This window comes from Streptomyces sp. NPDC049813 (genome assembly GCF_044465085.1).
GTDB lineage: Bacteria > Actinomycetota > Actinomycetes > Streptomycetales > Streptomycetaceae > Streptomyces.
Window position 1 is genome coordinate 15,010 of sequence record NZ_JBITLI010000020.1, and the last position, 13,978, is coordinate 28,987.

Here is a 13,978-nt window from a genome sequence, read left to right on the forward strand (position 1 = left end):
TACCGGTGGGTAACATGCGGGCCATGAGCGCAGACCAGATGTCGATCGGCGACATGCTCGCCGCCACGGTGCCGATGGCCCGCACCCTGAACCTCGCCTTCTTGGAGACCACCCCCGAGAAGGCGGTCGTCGCCCTCCCGGACCAGGGGGACTTCCACAACCACGTCGGCGGCCCGCACGCCGGCGCGATGTTCACGCTCGGCGAGTCCGCGAGCGGCGCCATCGTGCTCGCCGCCTTCGGGGACCAGCTCACCCGGGCCGTACCGCTCGCCGTCAGCGCCGAGATCGCGTACAAGAAGCTGGCCATGGGCCGCGTCACCGCCACGGCCACGCTGGGCCGCCCGGCCGCCGAGGTGGTGGCCGAGCTGGACGCGGGCGAGCGCCCCGAGTTCCCGGTGAGCGTCGCGATCCAGCGGGAGGACGGCGCCGTCACCGGTGAGATGAGAGTGGTCTGGACCCTGCGTCCGAACGGCTGAGGCGGCCCCGCGGCTCTCTCCGCGCCCCCGTCGCTCCCGCCGTCCGCTGCGGATGCGGCATCCGCGGCGAGCGCCCATGCTGGAGGCAACGGCTCGAACCGAGGAGGCCGACCATGTCCGTGATGGACAAGCTCAAGCAGATGTTGAAGGGCCACGAGGACCAGGCCGGCCAGGGCGTGGACAAGGCCGGTGACTTCGTGGACGACAAGACCCAGGGCAAGTACAGCGGTCAGGTCGACACGGCCCAGGACAAGCTGAAGGACCAGTTCGGCGGGGACCGCGGGCAGCAGCCCCCGGGCCAGCACTGACCGACCGCGACACGAAGGCCCCGCCGCACCCGCGGCGGGGCCTTCGTGCGTCACGGCACGTGGCCCGGATCACTCCCGCCACCGTGCACCTCGCGGGAGTCGGCGGCGTCCTAGGGAGAGGTAGGCTGCCCGGCGTGCGCGGCCAGGAGGGGAGCGCACGCCTGCACACGGCTCATTGGGTACGGGAGGCGACGTCGTTGCACGTCCAGGAGTGGCTCGACACGATTCCGGCGGTCGCCATCTACGCCCTGGTGGCCGGGGTCATCGGCTTTGAAAGCCTGGGTGTCCCGCTGCCCGGGGAGATCGTGCTCGTCTCGGCCGCGCTGCTCTCCTCGCAGCACGGTGACGTCAACCCCGTCGTGCTCGGCGTCTGCGCCACCGCCGGGGCCGTCATCGGCGACTCCATCGGATACGCGATCGGACGCAAGGGCGGCCGGCCGCTCCTGGCGAGACTGGGGCGCAGGTTCCCCAGGCACTTCGGGCCCGCCCACATCGCCACGGCGGAGCGCTCCTTCGAGAAGTGGGGCATGTGGGCCGTCTTCATCGGCCGCTTCATCGCCCTCCTGCGGATCTTCGCCGGCCCCCTCGCCGGCGTGCTGCACATGCCGTACTGGAAGTTCCTCACCGCGAACTTCCTCGGCGGTGTCGTCTGGGCCGGCGGCACGACCGCGGTCATCTACTACCTGGGCATCGTCGCCGAGGACTGGCTGAAGCGGTTCTCGTACGTCGGCCTCGGCGTGGCCGTGCTGTTCGGCCTCGGCTCGATGCTCTTCATGAAGCGCCGGGCCGCCAAGGTGGCCGCCGCCGAGCCCGAGACCGCGGCCGCCGCGGAGTAGGGGCGCGGTCCGCCCGCGCCCCACCGGGACCGCTACGCGTGGGCCGCCTTGTGCGCCTTCGCCAGATCCACGTACAGGGCGCCGTTCAGCGTGATGCCCTCGCGCTCCTCCTGGGTCAGCTCCCGCCGGACCTTGGCGGGGACGCCCGCCACGAGGGAACCCGGCGGGACGTGCATGCCCTGCGGGACCAGCGCCTGCGCCGCGACGAGGGAGCCCGCGCCGATCACCGCGCCGTTGAGCACGGTCGCGCCCATGCCGATCAGGCAGTCGTCCTCGACCGTGCAGCCGTGCAGCACCGCGTTGTGGCCGACGGAGACGCGCTCGCCGACCGAGACCGGGAACCCGGGGTCGACATGGACCGTGCAGTTGTCCTGGATGTTGCTGTCCGCGCCGAGCTCGATCGGTCCGCAGTCGGCGCGCAGCACCGCCCCGTACCAGACGCTCGCGCCGGCGCGCAGCCGCACCTCGCCGATCACCACGGACGTCGGCGCGGTGAACGCCTCCGCGTCCACCTCCGGGTCCTTGCCGCCGATCCCGGTGACCAGTGCCTCGTGGCCAGTGCTTCCCATCGGGTGCCGCTCCCTACCTCTGCGTCCGCTGCCGTCCGTCGCGCCTGAGCGAACCGTACCCGTGGGGTGAAGATCACAGTCCGTCGAGGTGGGGGCGGGCGGTACGGATGAGTAACGTGGCGCCGTGCCGATGAAGTGGAACGCGTTCTCGTCAGCCGGACGGTCCCGCAGGGGCGGGCTCGGCCACCGCGCCGTGCAGGCGGGCTGGCGCTGGGCGCAGCGCACCGGCGCGGTCACCGCCGAGCGGCCGGGCGGCCACCGCTTCGGCGCGATCGGCCCCGGCACGAAGCTCGCGTTCCCGCAGGGCACCGTGTTCGGCGAGCCGTGGATACGGATCGGCGCCCACTGCATCATCGGCGAACAGGTCACCCTGACCGCCGGGATGATGCCGGACCTCGACCTCGGCCCCGAGCCCATCCTCACCCTCGGCGACGGGGTGGTCATCGGCCGCGGCAGCCATGTCATCGCCGACACGACCGTGACCGTCGGCCGGGACGTGTACATGGGCCCCTACGTCTACATCACCTCCACCAACCACTCCTACGACGACCCGCACGAGCCCATCGGCAAGCAGTGGCCCCGCATGGAGCCGGTCGCCATCGGGCCCGGCTGCTGGATCGGCACCGGCGCGGTGATCCTGCCGGGGGCGCGGATCGGGCGGAACGTCGTCGTCGCGGCCGGCGCGGTGGTCCGCGGCGAGGTACCGGACCACGCGGTGGTGGCCGGGGCGCCCGCCCGCACCGTGCGGACCTGGGACGCGGACGCGGGCTGGCAGCCGCCGCTGCGCACACCGGCGCCCAGGCCGATCCCGGCCGGGGTGACCCCCGAGCAGCTGGTCGCCCTGGGCGAGCTGGAGGAGACCCAGGGGCCCTGAACCCCCGCGCGGGCGTCAGTCCCGCAGGGCCCGCGCCCCCGCCGTGAGGACCGCGTCGGCCACCGCCGCGAGGGCGGGGGAGTCCAGCTTCCACTGCTGCCAGTACAGCGGGACGTCGACCGGGCGCTCGGGCGCCAGTGCCACGAGACGGCCCGCGCGCAGCAGCGGCTCCGCCTGGACCTCGGGGACCAGGCCCCAGCCGAGGCCGGCCGCGACGGCCTCGACGAACCCCTCCGAGGTGGGCACCGCGTGCCGGACCTCGCTCGCCCCGGCCACGCCCCACTCCCGCAGGAACGCGTCCTGGAGGTCGTCGCCCCGGTCGAAACTCAGCACCGGGGCGACGGCGAGCGCCGCGGGCAGCGGCCCGCCGAGATGGCGCGCGGCGAAGTCCGGCCGGGCCACGGCGACGTACCGCATCCGGCCCAGGGGGCGCACCGAGCACCCCGCCACGGGGACCGGCGAGGACGTCACCGCGGCCATCACGCGGCCGTCGCGCAGCAGCTCCGCGGTACGGGACTGGTCCTCCCGGCGCAGCTCGAAACAGACGCGGGCCGACTCCGGAACCCGGGCCAGGGCCGACAGGAACCAGGTGGCGAGCGAGTCCGCGTTCACCGCGACCGACACCCGGGCCGGACCGGTCTCCTCGCCCAGGCCCAGCTCGGCGTGGGCGTCGCGTTCCAGCCGGGCCAGCTGGCGGGCGAACCGCACGACGACCTGCCCGGACTCGGTCGGCCGCACCGGCTTCGTGCGCACCAGGAGGACCCGGCCCGTGCGCTGCTCCAGGGCCTTGACCCGCTGGCTGACCGCCGACGGGGTCACGTGCAGCGCGGCGGCGGCAGCGTCGAACGTGCCTTCGTCGACCACCGCCAGCAGCGTGCGAACCAGGTCGAGGGGGAGCTCCGGAATCATCACGATCGCTAAGGATACGTAAAAATCTTTAGCTGTACGCCCAGTGATCACCTCCTTAGCCTGGCCCGCATGTCCGCTTCACTCGCCGCCGCGGCCGCAGGCTTCGGCACCGGCCTCTCGCTCATCGTCGCCATCGGCGCCCAGAACGCCTTCGTCCTGCGCCAGGGGGTGCGCCGCGACGCGGTCCTCGCCGTGGTCGGCATCTGCGCCCTGTCCGACGCCGTCCTCATCGCCCTGGGCGTGGGCGGCGTCGGCGCCGTGGTGGTCGCGTGGCCGCAGGCGCTCACCGTGGTCGGCTGGGTCGGGGGCCTGTTCCTGCTCGGCTACGGGGTCCTCGCCGCCCGCCGGGTCGCGAAGCCGGCCGGGGCGCTGCGCCCGGCGGGCGAGTCGGCGGGGTCGCGGCGGCGGGCTGTGCTGACCTGCCTGGCGATGACCTGGCTCAACCCACACGTCTACCTGGACACCGTGTTCCTGCTGGGCTCCGTCGCCGCCGACCGGGGGCAGCTGCGCTGGACCTTCGGACTGGGCGCGGCGCTGGCCAGCCTCTGCTGGTTCGCCGCCCTCGGGTTCGGCGCGCGGCTGCTGGGCCGCTTCCTGTCGCGGCCGGCCGCCTGGCGGCTCCTCGACGCCCTGGTCGCCCTCACCATGCTCGTGATGGGGGCCATGCTGATCGCCGGGGCATGACGCCTTTACGGGGGGCTCCGTGTGTGTCCGACGGCACCCCGAGGCCGCGTTCCGGGAAGCTCCGCGGTCCTGCGATAGTGAACCCCGGACTTGATAGATGTAACGAGCAATCAGGAAGCCCGTGGACACCAGCGAGAGCAGCACCGGCACCGGCCCGCAAGAGGCGCCCGCCGTGGAGGAGGCGCGGCCGTCCCGGCGTGGATGGCGCCGCTGGGCCATGGACACCCGCCCGCTGCGCATCCCCGCCTACCGCCGCCTGTGGTCGTCGACGATCGTCACGGCGGTGGGCAGCCAGCTCACCGCGGTCGCCGTGCCGAAGCAGATCTACGACATCACCGGCTCCTCGGCCTGGGTCGGCGCCGCGAGCATGGCCGGACTGCTGCCGCTGATCGTCTTCGCCCTGTGGGGCGGGGCGGTCGCCGACACCATGGACCGCCGCAAGCTCCTGCTGATCACCAACTGCGGCATCGCCGTGACGTCGGTGCTGTTCTGGGTACAGGCCGTGGCCGGGTTCGACTCGGTGGCGGCGCTGATGGTGCTGCTCGCGGTGCAGCAGGCGTTCTGGGGTCTCAACGCCCCGGCGCGCAACGCCTCCATCGCCCGCCTCGTGCCCGAGGGCGAACTGGCCGCGGCCAACGCGCTCGGCTCGACCGTCATGCAGACCGGCCAGGTCGTCGGCCCGCTCCTGGCCGGTGTCCTCATCCCGGTCATCGGCCTGCCCGAGCTGTACCTGATCGACGCGCTGGCTCTGTGCGTCACGGTCTGGGCGGTGCACCGGCTCCCGGCGCTGCCGCCGCTGGACCCGGCGACGAAGCGCCGGGCGGGGGTGCGGGAGATAGCGGAGGGGTTCCGCTACATCTCCGCGCACAAGGTGCTGCTCCTGTCGTTCCTCGCGGACATCATCGCCATGGTCCTCGGCATGCCCCGCGCACTGTTCCCGCAGCTCGCCGCCGAGACGTACGCGCCCTACGGGGAAGGGCTCGCCCTGGGTCTGCTCTTCGCGGCGATCCCCATCGGGGCGGTGGCCGGCGGGCTGTTCTCCGGCACGTTCTCGCGGGCGCGGCGGCACGGGTGGATGGTGATCGGCGCGGTCATGGCCTGGGGCGCGGCCGTCGCCGGGTTCGGGCTGAGCGGCAGCCTGTGGCTCGCGGTGGTGTCCCTGGCGGTGGCGGGCGTCGCGGACATGGTCTCCATGGTCTTCCGCGGGGCGATTCTGCTGTCCGCGGCGACGGACGAGATGCGGGGCCGGATGCAAGGGGTCTTCACGGTCGTCGTGGCGGGTGGGCCGCGGCTCGCGGATGTGCTGCACGGGGCGGCGGGGGCGGCGTTCGGGCCGCGGGCGGCGGTGGTCGGGGGTGGGTTGCTCGTGGTCGCCGCGATGGGGGGCCTTGCCTTCGCCACTCCGGCGCTCAGGCGCTACCGCATCTGACCCGGGCGATGAGGTGCCCGGGGCGGGTCCGGGCGGGCCGAGGTTTTAGCGGGGGCCGGTTCCAGGGGGCGGCGTTGCCGAGGGCCCCATTTCGATAGCGCGTCCGGCGCTGGGGTGCCGCCTTGCCCACCCTGCCGCCCTGGGGGTCCCCCCGGACGGAGTCTGGGGGAGGCAGATTGCCCAAGGCGGGGGGCGGTCTCCGAGGCGACGGCGGCGCCTCGCCCAGGCCGGACGGTCCACCGGGCCGCGGGCGCCCGTGAGACGTGCGGGTGGGGACGGGGCGGTGTGCCCCCGCAGGACACCGCAGGGACCAGGCACCGGGTCAGAGCCTCTGGGCGGACGGCGAGGGGGCAGACCGAACCGGCCGAGGAGGTACACCGCCCCGGCCCCACCCAACCCACCGACCACCCCCAGGCGCACCCCACCACCGCTCCCCAGGCGCACCCCACCACCGCCCCCCAGGCGCACCCCACCACGCCCCGGCCACGAGCAACCGCCCCGCAGTACAGTTTGCTGCACCCCCCAGTGCAGCGGCGCCGCGCGCCCAGAACCCCAGAACCTTGGACGGACCGTGTCGGACCTCGACCTCCTCACCCAGTCGCTCGCCCGCAACGTCAGACACTGGCGTACGGAGCGCGGGTTCACCCTGGACGCGCTCGCCGCCCGCGCAGGCGTCAGCCGCGGCATGCTGATCCAGATCGAGCAGGCCCGCACCAACCCGAGCATCGGCACGGTCGTGAAGATCGGCGACGCCCTCGGCATCAGCATCACCACCCTCCTCGACTACGAACAGGGCCCCACCGTACGGATCGTCCCCGCCGAGCAGGCGGTCCGCCTGTGGTCCACGGAGGCGGGCAGCTACCACCGCCTGCTGGCCGGCACCGAGGCCCCGGGCCCCCTGGAGATGTGGGACTGGCTGCTGCAGCCCGGCGACGGCAGCCCCTCCGACCCCCACCCCCAGGGCACCGTCGAACTGCTCCACGTCACCGAGGGCGAACTGACCCTCGTGGTGGACGGCACCCACCACCAGGTGCCCGAGGGCGCGAGCGTCACCTTCGAGGCGGACGTGCCCCACGAGTACCGCAACGACGGTGACGTACCGGCCAAGTTGGTGATGGCGGTGTCGGTGCCGTTCGTACGCTGAGACGTGCGTCACCCGCGCCCGCGGAGGCTGTTAGCGTGCCGCCATGCACGCACCCATCGGCACTTTCGACGACGCCCGCCCGGCCCCCGACGCCCTCGATCTGCTCACCCGCCCGGTCGCGGACGCGATCCGGCACTGGCGCGGCGCGGTCCCGGCCGAGGACCTGGTCTTCGTCGACACGGACCCCGAGTGGGCCGACACGGCCACGTTCGCCGAGCACTACGGCCCCGAACTCCTCGCGCAGTCCGCGAACTGCGTGGTCGTCGCGGGCAAGCGCGGCGGTGAGACCACGCTCGCGGCGTGTGTCGTCCTCTCCGCGACCAAGGTCGACGTCAATGGAGCCGTGCGCCGTCAACTCGGCGCGCGCAAGGCCTCGTTCGCGTCGATGGACACGGCGGTCGGGGAGACCGGCATGGAGTACGGCGGCATCACGCCGATCGGCCTCCCGGAGGAGTGGCCGGTGCTGGTCGACGCGGCCGTGGTCGACCTCCCGTACGTCCTCCTCGGGAGCGGGACGCGCCGCGGCAAGCTGATCGTCCCGGGCAAGGCGCTGGCGGAACTGCCGCGCGCCACGGTCCTCGACGGACTCGGGGTGGCGGTCCAGACCGCGTAGAGCGACCACCCCGAACGTCACACCCCCCGGGGCACACCACCCCCCGGGGCACCCTCCGGCAGGGCCGGCGCCCGCCCCTGTTCGCGATCCACCCGGTCGGCGGACTCTCCTGGTGCTACGCGGGACTGACCGCGCGCCTCGACGGGACCAGCCGGTCCACGGCATCCAGGCCCGCGGCCTGACATCGCACGGACCGCTGCCGCACACGCTGTGGGAGCAGGCCGCCGCTAGGCTCGATCGGGCAACCACCGAGGAGAGGCGAGACGTCATGAGCGAGCGGCTGACCGTAGCGGTCCTGGGCACCGGCATCATGGGCGCGGCGATGGCCCGCACCATCGCCCGCGCCGGGCACACCGTCCGGGCCTGGAACCGCAGCCGCGCCAAGGCCGAACCGCTCGCCGCCGACGGCGTCCGCGTCGTCGGCGCCCCGGCCGAGGCGGTGACCGACGCCGACGTGGTCCTGACCATGCTCCACGACGGCCCTGCCGCCCTGGACGTCATGCGGCAGGCCGCCGACGGCCTGCGGCCCGGCACGGCGTGGCTGCAGTCCACGACCGCGGGCCTCGACGCCCTCGGCGACCTGGCCGCCTTCGCCGCCGCCCACGGCCTCGTCCTCTTCGACGCCCCGGTGCTCGGCACCCGCCAGCCCGCCGAGGCAGGTCAGCTGACGGTCCTCGCGGCGGGTCCGCGGACCCACCGGGACGCCGTCGCCCCGGTCCTCGACGCCATCGGCGCCCGCACGGTGTGGACGGGCGAGGACGGCGCGGCCGGCTCGGCGACCCGCCTGAAGCTGGTCGCGAACAGCTGGGTGCTGGCCGCCACGAACGCGGCCGGCGAGGTCCTGGCCCTCTCCCGCGCCCTCGGCGTGGACCCGCAGAACTTCTTCGACGCCATCGCGGGCGGCGGCCTCGACCTGCCCTACCTGCGGCTCAAGGCGGACCTCGTCCTGGAGGACCGGCTGACCCCCGCCCAGTTCGCCGTCGACACCGCGGTGAAGGACGCCCGCCTCATCGTCGAGGCGGGCCGCGGCCACGGCATCCGCCTCGACCTGGCCGAGGCGAGCACGGCCCGCCTGACCCGGGCGGCGGAACAGGGGCATGGGCAGGAGGACATGGCGGCGGCGTATTTCGCGTCGTTCGAGGGCAGGTGCGACCGCTGAGGCGCGGGCGGTCCGCTCAGCCCAGCCGCGGCCACTCGATCGCCGGGCACCGGTCCATCACCATGTCCAGGCCCGCCGCCCGCGTCCGCGCCCACGCCGCCTCGTCCACCACGCCGAGCTGGAACCAGACGGCCTTGGCGCCGATCGCGGTCGCCTCGTCGGCGACCCGGCCCGCCAGGTCGCTGTTGACGAAGACGTCGACCACGTCGACCGGGAAGGGGATCGCGGAGAGCGTGGGGTAGCCCTGCTCCCCGTGGACCGGCTCGGCCTTCGGGTGGACGGGCACGACCCGCTTGCCGTGGCGGCGCAGGACCTCGGCGACGCCGTACGCGGCCCGGGCACGGTTGGTGGAGAGGCCGACGACGGCCCAGGTGTCGCCGGACTCCGTGAGGATCTTCCGGATGGTGGCCTGATCGGCGTACATGGTGACTCCCTAGCGGTGTGCCGCGGAACTGCCTGTCAGTGGAGCAACCGCACGGGTGCCCCGCCGATTCCGGTGGCCGGTCCGGCCCGGCCGGGACTCAGCCGACGTGGACCCGCGGCCTGCGCGTCAGGTCCGGCTCCGCGCGGCGCAGCACCTCGCGGGTGACGGGGGCTACCTCGCCGTCGCCGAAGACGAGGAAGCGCAGGAGGTGGCTGACCGGGTGGCCCTCGGTCCAGCTGAAGTAGGCGTGCGGGACCTGGCCCGTGCGCTCGCGCAGGCTCATCAGGACCGCGGCCACCGTGTTCGGGACGCCGGGGCCGTGGACGCGCAGCCGGCGCACCCCGTGCTTCTCGTCGCCGTGCACGGTCAGGTCCTCGGTGAAGTCGGAGGAGTCCTGCACGAAGACCTCCAGGAAGAGCACCGGACCGCCCTCGGGGATGTGGGTGGCCTCGCGCTGGGCGTACTCCTTGTCACGGTAGGCGGCGGTGGTGTGCTCCTGCGGCTCGTTGGCGATGAGCCGCAGCGGGCCGCGCGCCGCCGCCTCCTCGACGAGCTGCGCGGCCGCGTCGTCGAAGGTGACCGCGCCCGCCCGCAGTTCGAAGGCGCGGTGCACGCGGGAGGCGAAGGAGGAGAGCAGGATCGCCACGATGAAGATGAGGGCGATCTTGATGCCGTCGGGGCGTTCCACCACGTTCGTGACGAGCGTGTAGGCGAAGACCGCGGTGATCGTGCCGAAGCCGAGCGTGGCCCGGCGGTGGCCGTGCCGGTGCACGGCGACGGTCGACGCGAACGACGCGGACAGCATCAGGACCAGGACGCCGGTGGCGTAGGCGCCGGACTGGTCGTCGACGTTGGCGTTGAACCACAGGGTGATGGCGACCGCCGCCGCCATGAAGGTGAGGACCAGGGGGCGCACCGCCCGCGTCCATTCGGGTGCCATTCCGTAGCGCGGCAGGTAGCGGGGGACGAGGTTGAGCAGCCCGGCCATGGCGGAGGCGCCCGCGAACCACAGGATGCAGATCGTCGACACGTCGTAGACCGTGCCGAACCCCTCGCCGAGATACGTGTGGGCGAGGTAGGCGAGCGCGCGGCCGTTCGCCGGGCCGCCCGCCTCGAACTCCTTCTGCGGGATGAGGATGGTGGTCGCGAGGCTCGACAGGAGCAGGAAACCGCTCATGATCAGCGCGGCCGTGGTCAGCAGCTTGCGCGTGTCGCGGATACGGCCCGCAGGCTTGGCGAACGTGTCCGACGCCTCGCCCCTGACCTGCGGCATCACCGCCACGCCCGTCTCGAAGCCGGACATCCCCAGCGCCAGTTTCGGGAAGACGAGCAGGGCCACGCCGACCATGACGAACGGGGAGGAGTGCTCGGCGGTCATCGCGTCCCACCAGTTGCCGACCTTCACCGGCGCGGTCGCGACATGGACGGCCGCCGTGACGAGCACGACGACGTTCAGGGCGAGGTACGCGCCGACGAGGACGACCGCGACGCGGATCGCCTCCTGGAAGCCCTTCAGGAACACCGCGCCGAGCGCCGCGAGCAGCGCCAGCGTGATCCAGGTGTTCGCGCCGTCGAGGGAGGCCGGCGCGAACGGGTTCTCCACGACGTGGGCCGCCGCGTCCGCCGCCGACAGGGTGATGGTGATCATGAAGTCGGTGGCGGCGAAGCCGAGCAGGACCAGGACGAACAGCTTCCCCGCCCACCAGGGCAGGAGCCGCTCCAGCATCGCGATCGAGCCCTCGCCGTGTGGGGACTCCTTGGCGACCCGGCGGTAGACCGGCAGCGCGCCGAGGAGCGTGAGCGCGATCAGGACGAGCGTGGCGAGCGGCGAGAGCAGCCCGGCGGCCAGGGCGGCGATGCCGGGCTGGTAGCCGAGCGTGGAGAAGTAGTCCACGCCCGTCAGGCACATGACCCGCCACCAGGTGTGGCCCTCGTGCTCCGCCGGGGCGTGCGCGTGCGGCCCCTGGTGGCGGGCCGTCCGGTCGGTCAGCCCCTCCAGGAGCCAGGCGCGCCAGCGGGGAGCGGGCGCGGGCGGGGCGGCCGGGCGGTCGGCCCGGGTGCTGCCGGTCATGTGGCGGTCTTTCTGTTCGGGCGGCGCGGACCGCTGTCCGTACGGCGGGGTGCGACGAGACGCCGAGACGCCGAGACGCTGAAATGACGAGACGGAGCGCGAGTATCCACCACATCGTCGCCCGCACATCGGGCGGGGGCGAGCCCGGCCCCACCTGCGCATACGCTGGAGCGATGCAGGACGAATACCGCACCGTGGCCCGCGAGGGCGTGCACGAGACAGAGATCAGCCGCTCCCGGTTCCTGTGCGCGCTCGCACCCGCCGCGACGGAGGAGGAGGCGGCCGCCTTCGTGGCGCGCGTCCGCAAGGAGCATCCGACGGCGAACCACAACTGCTTCGCGTACGTCATCGGCGCCGACGCCTCCGTGCAGAAGGCGAGCGACGACGGCGAGCCGGGCGGCACCGCGGGCGTGCCGATGCTGCAGATGCTGACGCGGCGCGAGATGCGGTATGTCGTCGCGGTCGTGACGCGGTACTTCGGCGGGGTGAAGCTGGGCGCCGGCGGTCTGATCCGGGCGTACGGCGGGGCGGTGGGCGAGGCCCTGGACGCGCTCGGCACGGTGACGCGCCGCCGGTTCCGGCTGGCCACGGTGACCGTCGACCACGCCCGCGCCGGGAAGATGGAGAACGACCTGCGGGCCACGGGCCGTGCGGTGCGCGAGGTCCGCTACGCGGAGGACGTCGCGATCGAGATCGGGCTGCCCGACGGGGACGTGGAGCGGTTCCGGGCGTGGCTGGCCGATGTGAGCGCGGGCAGCGCGGGGTTCGAGCTGGGCGGGGAGGCGTACGGCTGAGCCGGTCGCCGAGCCCGCCCTCGGCATGTGACGCCACGGCCCCCGGGGAGCTGCCCCGGGGGCTTTCGCGTGTTCAACTCCTGTGCTGCGTACCGGGAATTCGGCGGGGTCGGCCACCATCTCGGCTTCATCTCTTGACGGCACTGGTGCAGACCTTTAAGTTCCGGATCGCCACAGCTTCATGAATGCACTCGCTGTTCATCTGCGTGAACGCTCACCCCCCATCGGTTTCTCCATGAAGGGCTGTGAACCCCCCATGTCTGCTATATCGCCTAAGTCAAGACACAGGAGTCTGCGCTCGACCGCGCTCCGTGGCGCGCTCGCCACCGCGCTCCTCGCGGCATCGGCGAGCGCGCTCGCCACGACACCCGCCTCCGCGGCCACCGGCACGATCACCGGTCTCGGCGGCAAGTGCCTCGACGTGGCGGCGGCAAACTCCGCCAACGGCACGGCCGTGCAGCTCTACGACTGCAACGGCACCACCGCCCAGCAGTGGACGGTCGGCTCCGACGGGACGGTCCGGGCCCTCGGCAAGTGCCTTGACGTCACCGGGAGTTCGACCGCGAACGGCGCCCGCCTCCAGCTGTGGGACTGCTCCGGCGGCGCCAACCAGAAGTGGACCGTCTCCGCCGCCCGCGACCTCGTCGGACAGCAGTCCGGCAAGTGCGCCGACGTCACCGGCAACACCTCGGCCAACGGCACCCCGGTCCAGATCTGGAGCTGTACCGGCGCCGCCAACCAGAAGTGGACCGCGCCCACCGGCGGCGGCACCGCCCCCGCGGCGCCGATGGCCGTCGCCCCGTACCTCTACAACGGCTGGGGCAGCCCGCCCAACCCGGTCACCGTCATGAATGCCACCGGCGTCAAGTGGTTCACGCTCGCGTTCGTGCTCAGCAACGGCAGCTGCAACCCGCAGTGGGACGGCGGCCGCCCGCTGACCGGCGGCGTCGACCAGCAGACGATCAACGCCGTGCGGGGCAACGGCGGCGACGTCATCCCCTCGTTCGGCGGCTACAGCGGCAACAAGCTGGAGAGCTCCTGCACCAGCGCCGCGGCCCTGGCGGGCGCGTACCAGAAGGTCATCGACGCCTACGGGCTCAAGGCGATCGACATCGACCTGGAGGCCGACGCCTACAGCAACCCGACCGTGCAGCAGCGCACCGTCGACGCGCTGAAGACGGTGAAGGCGAAGAACCCCGGCATCAAGGTGATCGTCACCATCGGCACCGACATCTCGGGACCCGACACGAGCCTCATCAACCGGGCGGCGAACTCCGGTCTGACCGTCGACAGCTGGACGATCATGCCGTTCGACTTCGGTGGCGCGGGCCAGAACATGGGGACGCTGACGACGCGCGCCGCGGAGGGCCTGAAGAACTCCCTCAAGAGCGCCTACGGCTACAGCGACGACCAGGCCTACCGGGACATGGGCATCTCCTCCATGAACGGCATCACCGACGTGAACGAGACCGTCACGACCGCCGACTTCCAGACCATCCTGGCCTACGCGCAGGCGCACCACCTCGCCCGCCTGACGTTCTGGTCGGTCAACCGCGACCGGCCCTGCCCCGGCGGCTACCCGAACGACGACACCTGCTCGGGCGTGAGCCAGAGCACCTGGCAGTTCACCGGCATTTTCGCCAAGTACACCGGCTGACCCGCGCCATCAACCCCCCACCACCACAGGA

15 protein-coding genes are annotated in these 13,978 nt (G+C 73.0%); 11 read left to right on the top strand and 4 right to left on the bottom strand.

Translation table 11 applies throughout. The annotated features are described in order from the left end of the window. The first annotated feature begins 38 nt into the window (after positions 1 to 38). The 3 genes from ACIBW6_RS31080 (at position 39) to ACIBW6_RS31090 (ending at position 1,620) form a co-directional block, all read left to right on the top strand. The gene (locus ACIBW6_RS31080; protein WP_399065744.1) at positions 39 to 476 is read left to right on the top strand and encodes a DUF4442 domain-containing protein; all 438 of its coding nucleotides are present in this window, start codon (positions 39 to 41) and stop codon (positions 474 to 476) included. 113 nt (positions 477 to 589) lie between these two features. Next, a complete protein-coding gene (locus ACIBW6_RS31085; protein ID WP_399065495.1) occupies positions 590 to 784 on the top strand; it encodes an antitoxin in 195 nt (64 codons plus the stop codon). Between the two features lie 197 nt (positions 785 to 981). After that, complete coding sequence (locus ACIBW6_RS31090) at positions 982 to 1,620, top strand: DedA family protein (protein ID WP_399065745.1); 639 nt, start codon at positions 982 to 984, stop codon at positions 1,618 to 1,620. 32 nt (positions 1,621 to 1,652) lie between these two features. Here the strand turns inward: ACIBW6_RS31090 and ACIBW6_RS31095 are convergent, their stop codons facing one another. Next, on the bottom strand, positions 1,653 to 2,189 hold the full coding sequence (locus ACIBW6_RS31095; protein WP_399065496.1) for a gamma carbonic anhydrase family protein: 537 nt from the start codon (positions 2,187 to 2,189) through the stop codon (positions 1,653 to 1,655). Positions 2,190 to 2,319: 130 nt separating this feature from the next. Here ACIBW6_RS31095 and ACIBW6_RS31100 point away from each other — a divergent pair, with 130 nt between their 5' ends. Then, positions 2,320 to 3,063 (top strand): acyltransferase, encoded by a 744-nt coding sequence (locus ACIBW6_RS31100; RefSeq protein WP_399065747.1) that lies wholly within the window; start codon positions 2,320 to 2,322, stop codon positions 3,061 to 3,063. A gap of 15 nt (positions 3,064 to 3,078) precedes the next feature. On the opposite strand, the gene ACIBW6_RS31105 is transcribed toward ACIBW6_RS31100, so the two are convergent. After that, the gene (locus ACIBW6_RS31105) at positions 3,079 to 3,972 is read right to left on the bottom strand and encodes a LysR family transcriptional regulator ArgP (protein WP_399065750.1); all 894 of its coding nucleotides are present in this window, start codon (positions 3,970 to 3,972) and stop codon (positions 3,079 to 3,081) included. A gap of 69 nt (positions 3,973 to 4,041) precedes the next feature. Here ACIBW6_RS31105 and ACIBW6_RS31110 point away from each other — a divergent pair, with 69 nt between their 5' ends. The 5 genes from ACIBW6_RS31110 to ACIBW6_RS31130 all read left to right on the top strand — a co-directional run bounded on the left by ACIBW6_RS31110 (position 4,042) and on the right by ACIBW6_RS31130 (position 9,001). After that, positions 4,042 to 4,656 carry a LysE/ArgO family amino acid transporter gene (locus ACIBW6_RS31110; RefSeq protein WP_399065498.1) on the top strand — a complete coding sequence of 205 codons (615 nt, stop codon included), beginning with the start codon at positions 4,042 to 4,044 and terminating at the stop codon, positions 4,654 to 4,656. Positions 4,657 to 4,777: 121 nt separating this feature from the next. Further along, a complete protein-coding gene (locus ACIBW6_RS31115) occupies positions 4,778 to 6,085 on the top strand; it encodes an MFS transporter (RefSeq protein ID WP_399065499.1) in 1,308 nt (435 codons plus the stop codon). A gap of 571 nt (positions 6,086 to 6,656) precedes the next feature. Then, a complete protein-coding gene (locus tag ACIBW6_RS31120; protein WP_399065501.1) occupies positions 6,657 to 7,229 on the top strand; it encodes a helix-turn-helix domain-containing protein in 573 nt (190 codons plus the stop codon). Positions 7,230 to 7,272: 43 nt separating this feature from the next. Further along, positions 7,273 to 7,842 (top strand): YbaK/EbsC family protein, encoded by a 570-nt coding sequence (locus tag ACIBW6_RS31125; protein ID WP_399065504.1) that lies wholly within the window; start codon positions 7,273 to 7,275, stop codon positions 7,840 to 7,842. A gap of 268 nt (positions 7,843 to 8,110) precedes the next feature. Beyond that, complete coding sequence (locus ACIBW6_RS31130) at positions 8,111 to 9,001, top strand: NAD(P)-dependent oxidoreductase (protein WP_399065506.1); 891 nt, start codon at positions 8,111 to 8,113, stop codon at positions 8,999 to 9,001. A gap of 16 nt (positions 9,002 to 9,017) precedes the next feature. Here ACIBW6_RS31130 and ACIBW6_RS31135 read toward each other — a convergent pair whose 3' ends face one another. Together ACIBW6_RS31135 and ACIBW6_RS31140 are read right to left on the bottom strand one after the other, a co-directional pair. Beyond that, positions 9,018 to 9,425 (bottom strand): CoA-binding protein, encoded by a 408-nt coding sequence (locus ACIBW6_RS31135; protein ID WP_399065508.1) that lies wholly within the window; start codon positions 9,423 to 9,425, stop codon positions 9,018 to 9,020. A 97-nt stretch (positions 9,426 to 9,522) separates the two neighbouring features. Continuing rightward, positions 9,523 to 11,496 carry an amino acid transporter gene (locus ACIBW6_RS31140; protein ID WP_399065510.1) on the bottom strand — a complete coding sequence of 658 codons (1,974 nt, stop codon included), beginning with the start codon at positions 11,494 to 11,496 and terminating at the stop codon, positions 9,523 to 9,525. A gap of 173 nt (positions 11,497 to 11,669) precedes the next feature. Between ACIBW6_RS31140 and ACIBW6_RS31145 the strand changes: the two genes are divergently transcribed. Beyond that, positions 11,670 to 12,290, top strand: coding sequence for a YigZ family protein (locus ACIBW6_RS31145; protein ID WP_399065512.1), 621 nt, complete (start codon positions 11,670 to 11,672; stop codon positions 12,288 to 12,290). A gap of 256 nt (positions 12,291 to 12,546) precedes the next feature. Further along, positions 12,547 to 13,947 (top strand): lectin, encoded by a 1,401-nt coding sequence (locus tag ACIBW6_RS31150; protein ID WP_399065514.1) that lies wholly within the window; start codon positions 12,547 to 12,549, stop codon positions 13,945 to 13,947. The last annotated feature ends 31 nt before the right edge of the window (positions 13,948 to 13,978 follow it).

Coding starts and splice junctions, on each gene's coding strand:
- ACIBW6_RS31110 (WP_399065498.1), top strand. CDS start 4,042: ATGTCCGCTTCACTCGCCGCCGCGGCCGCAGGCTTCGGCACCGGCCTC.
- ACIBW6_RS31135 (WP_399065508.1), bottom strand. CDS start 9,425: ATGTACGCCGATCAGGCCACCATCCGGAAGATCCTCACGGAGTCCGGC.
- ACIBW6_RS31140 (WP_399065510.1), bottom strand. CDS start 11,496: ATGACCGGCAGCACCCGGGCCGACCGCCCGGCCGCCCCGCCCGCGCCC.
- ACIBW6_RS31095 (WP_399065496.1), bottom strand. CDS start 2,189: ATGGGAAGCACTGGCCACGAGGCACTGGTCACCGGGATCGGCGGCAAG.
- ACIBW6_RS31150 (WP_399065514.1), top strand. CDS start 12,547: ATGTCTGCTATATCGCCTAAGTCAAGACACAGGAGTCTGCGCTCGACC.
- ACIBW6_RS31130 (WP_399065506.1), top strand. CDS start 8,111: ATGAGCGAGCGGCTGACCGTAGCGGTCCTGGGCACCGGCATCATGGGC.
- ACIBW6_RS31100 (WP_399065747.1), top strand. CDS start 2,320: ATGAAGTGGAACGCGTTCTCGTCAGCCGGACGGTCCCGCAGGGGCGGG.
- ACIBW6_RS31105 (WP_399065750.1), bottom strand. CDS start 3,972: ATGATTCCGGAGCTCCCCCTCGACCTGGTTCGCACGCTGCTGGCGGTG.
- ACIBW6_RS31080 (WP_399065744.1), top strand. CDS start 39: ATGTCGATCGGCGACATGCTCGCCGCCACGGTGCCGATGGCCCGCACC.
- ACIBW6_RS31085 (WP_399065495.1), top strand. CDS start 590: ATGTCCGTGATGGACAAGCTCAAGCAGATGTTGAAGGGCCACGAGGAC.
- ACIBW6_RS31145 (WP_399065512.1), top strand. CDS start 11,670: ATGCAGGACGAATACCGCACCGTGGCCCGCGAGGGCGTGCACGAGACA.
- ACIBW6_RS31125 (WP_399065504.1), top strand. CDS start 7,273: ATGCACGCACCCATCGGCACTTTCGACGACGCCCGCCCGGCCCCCGAC.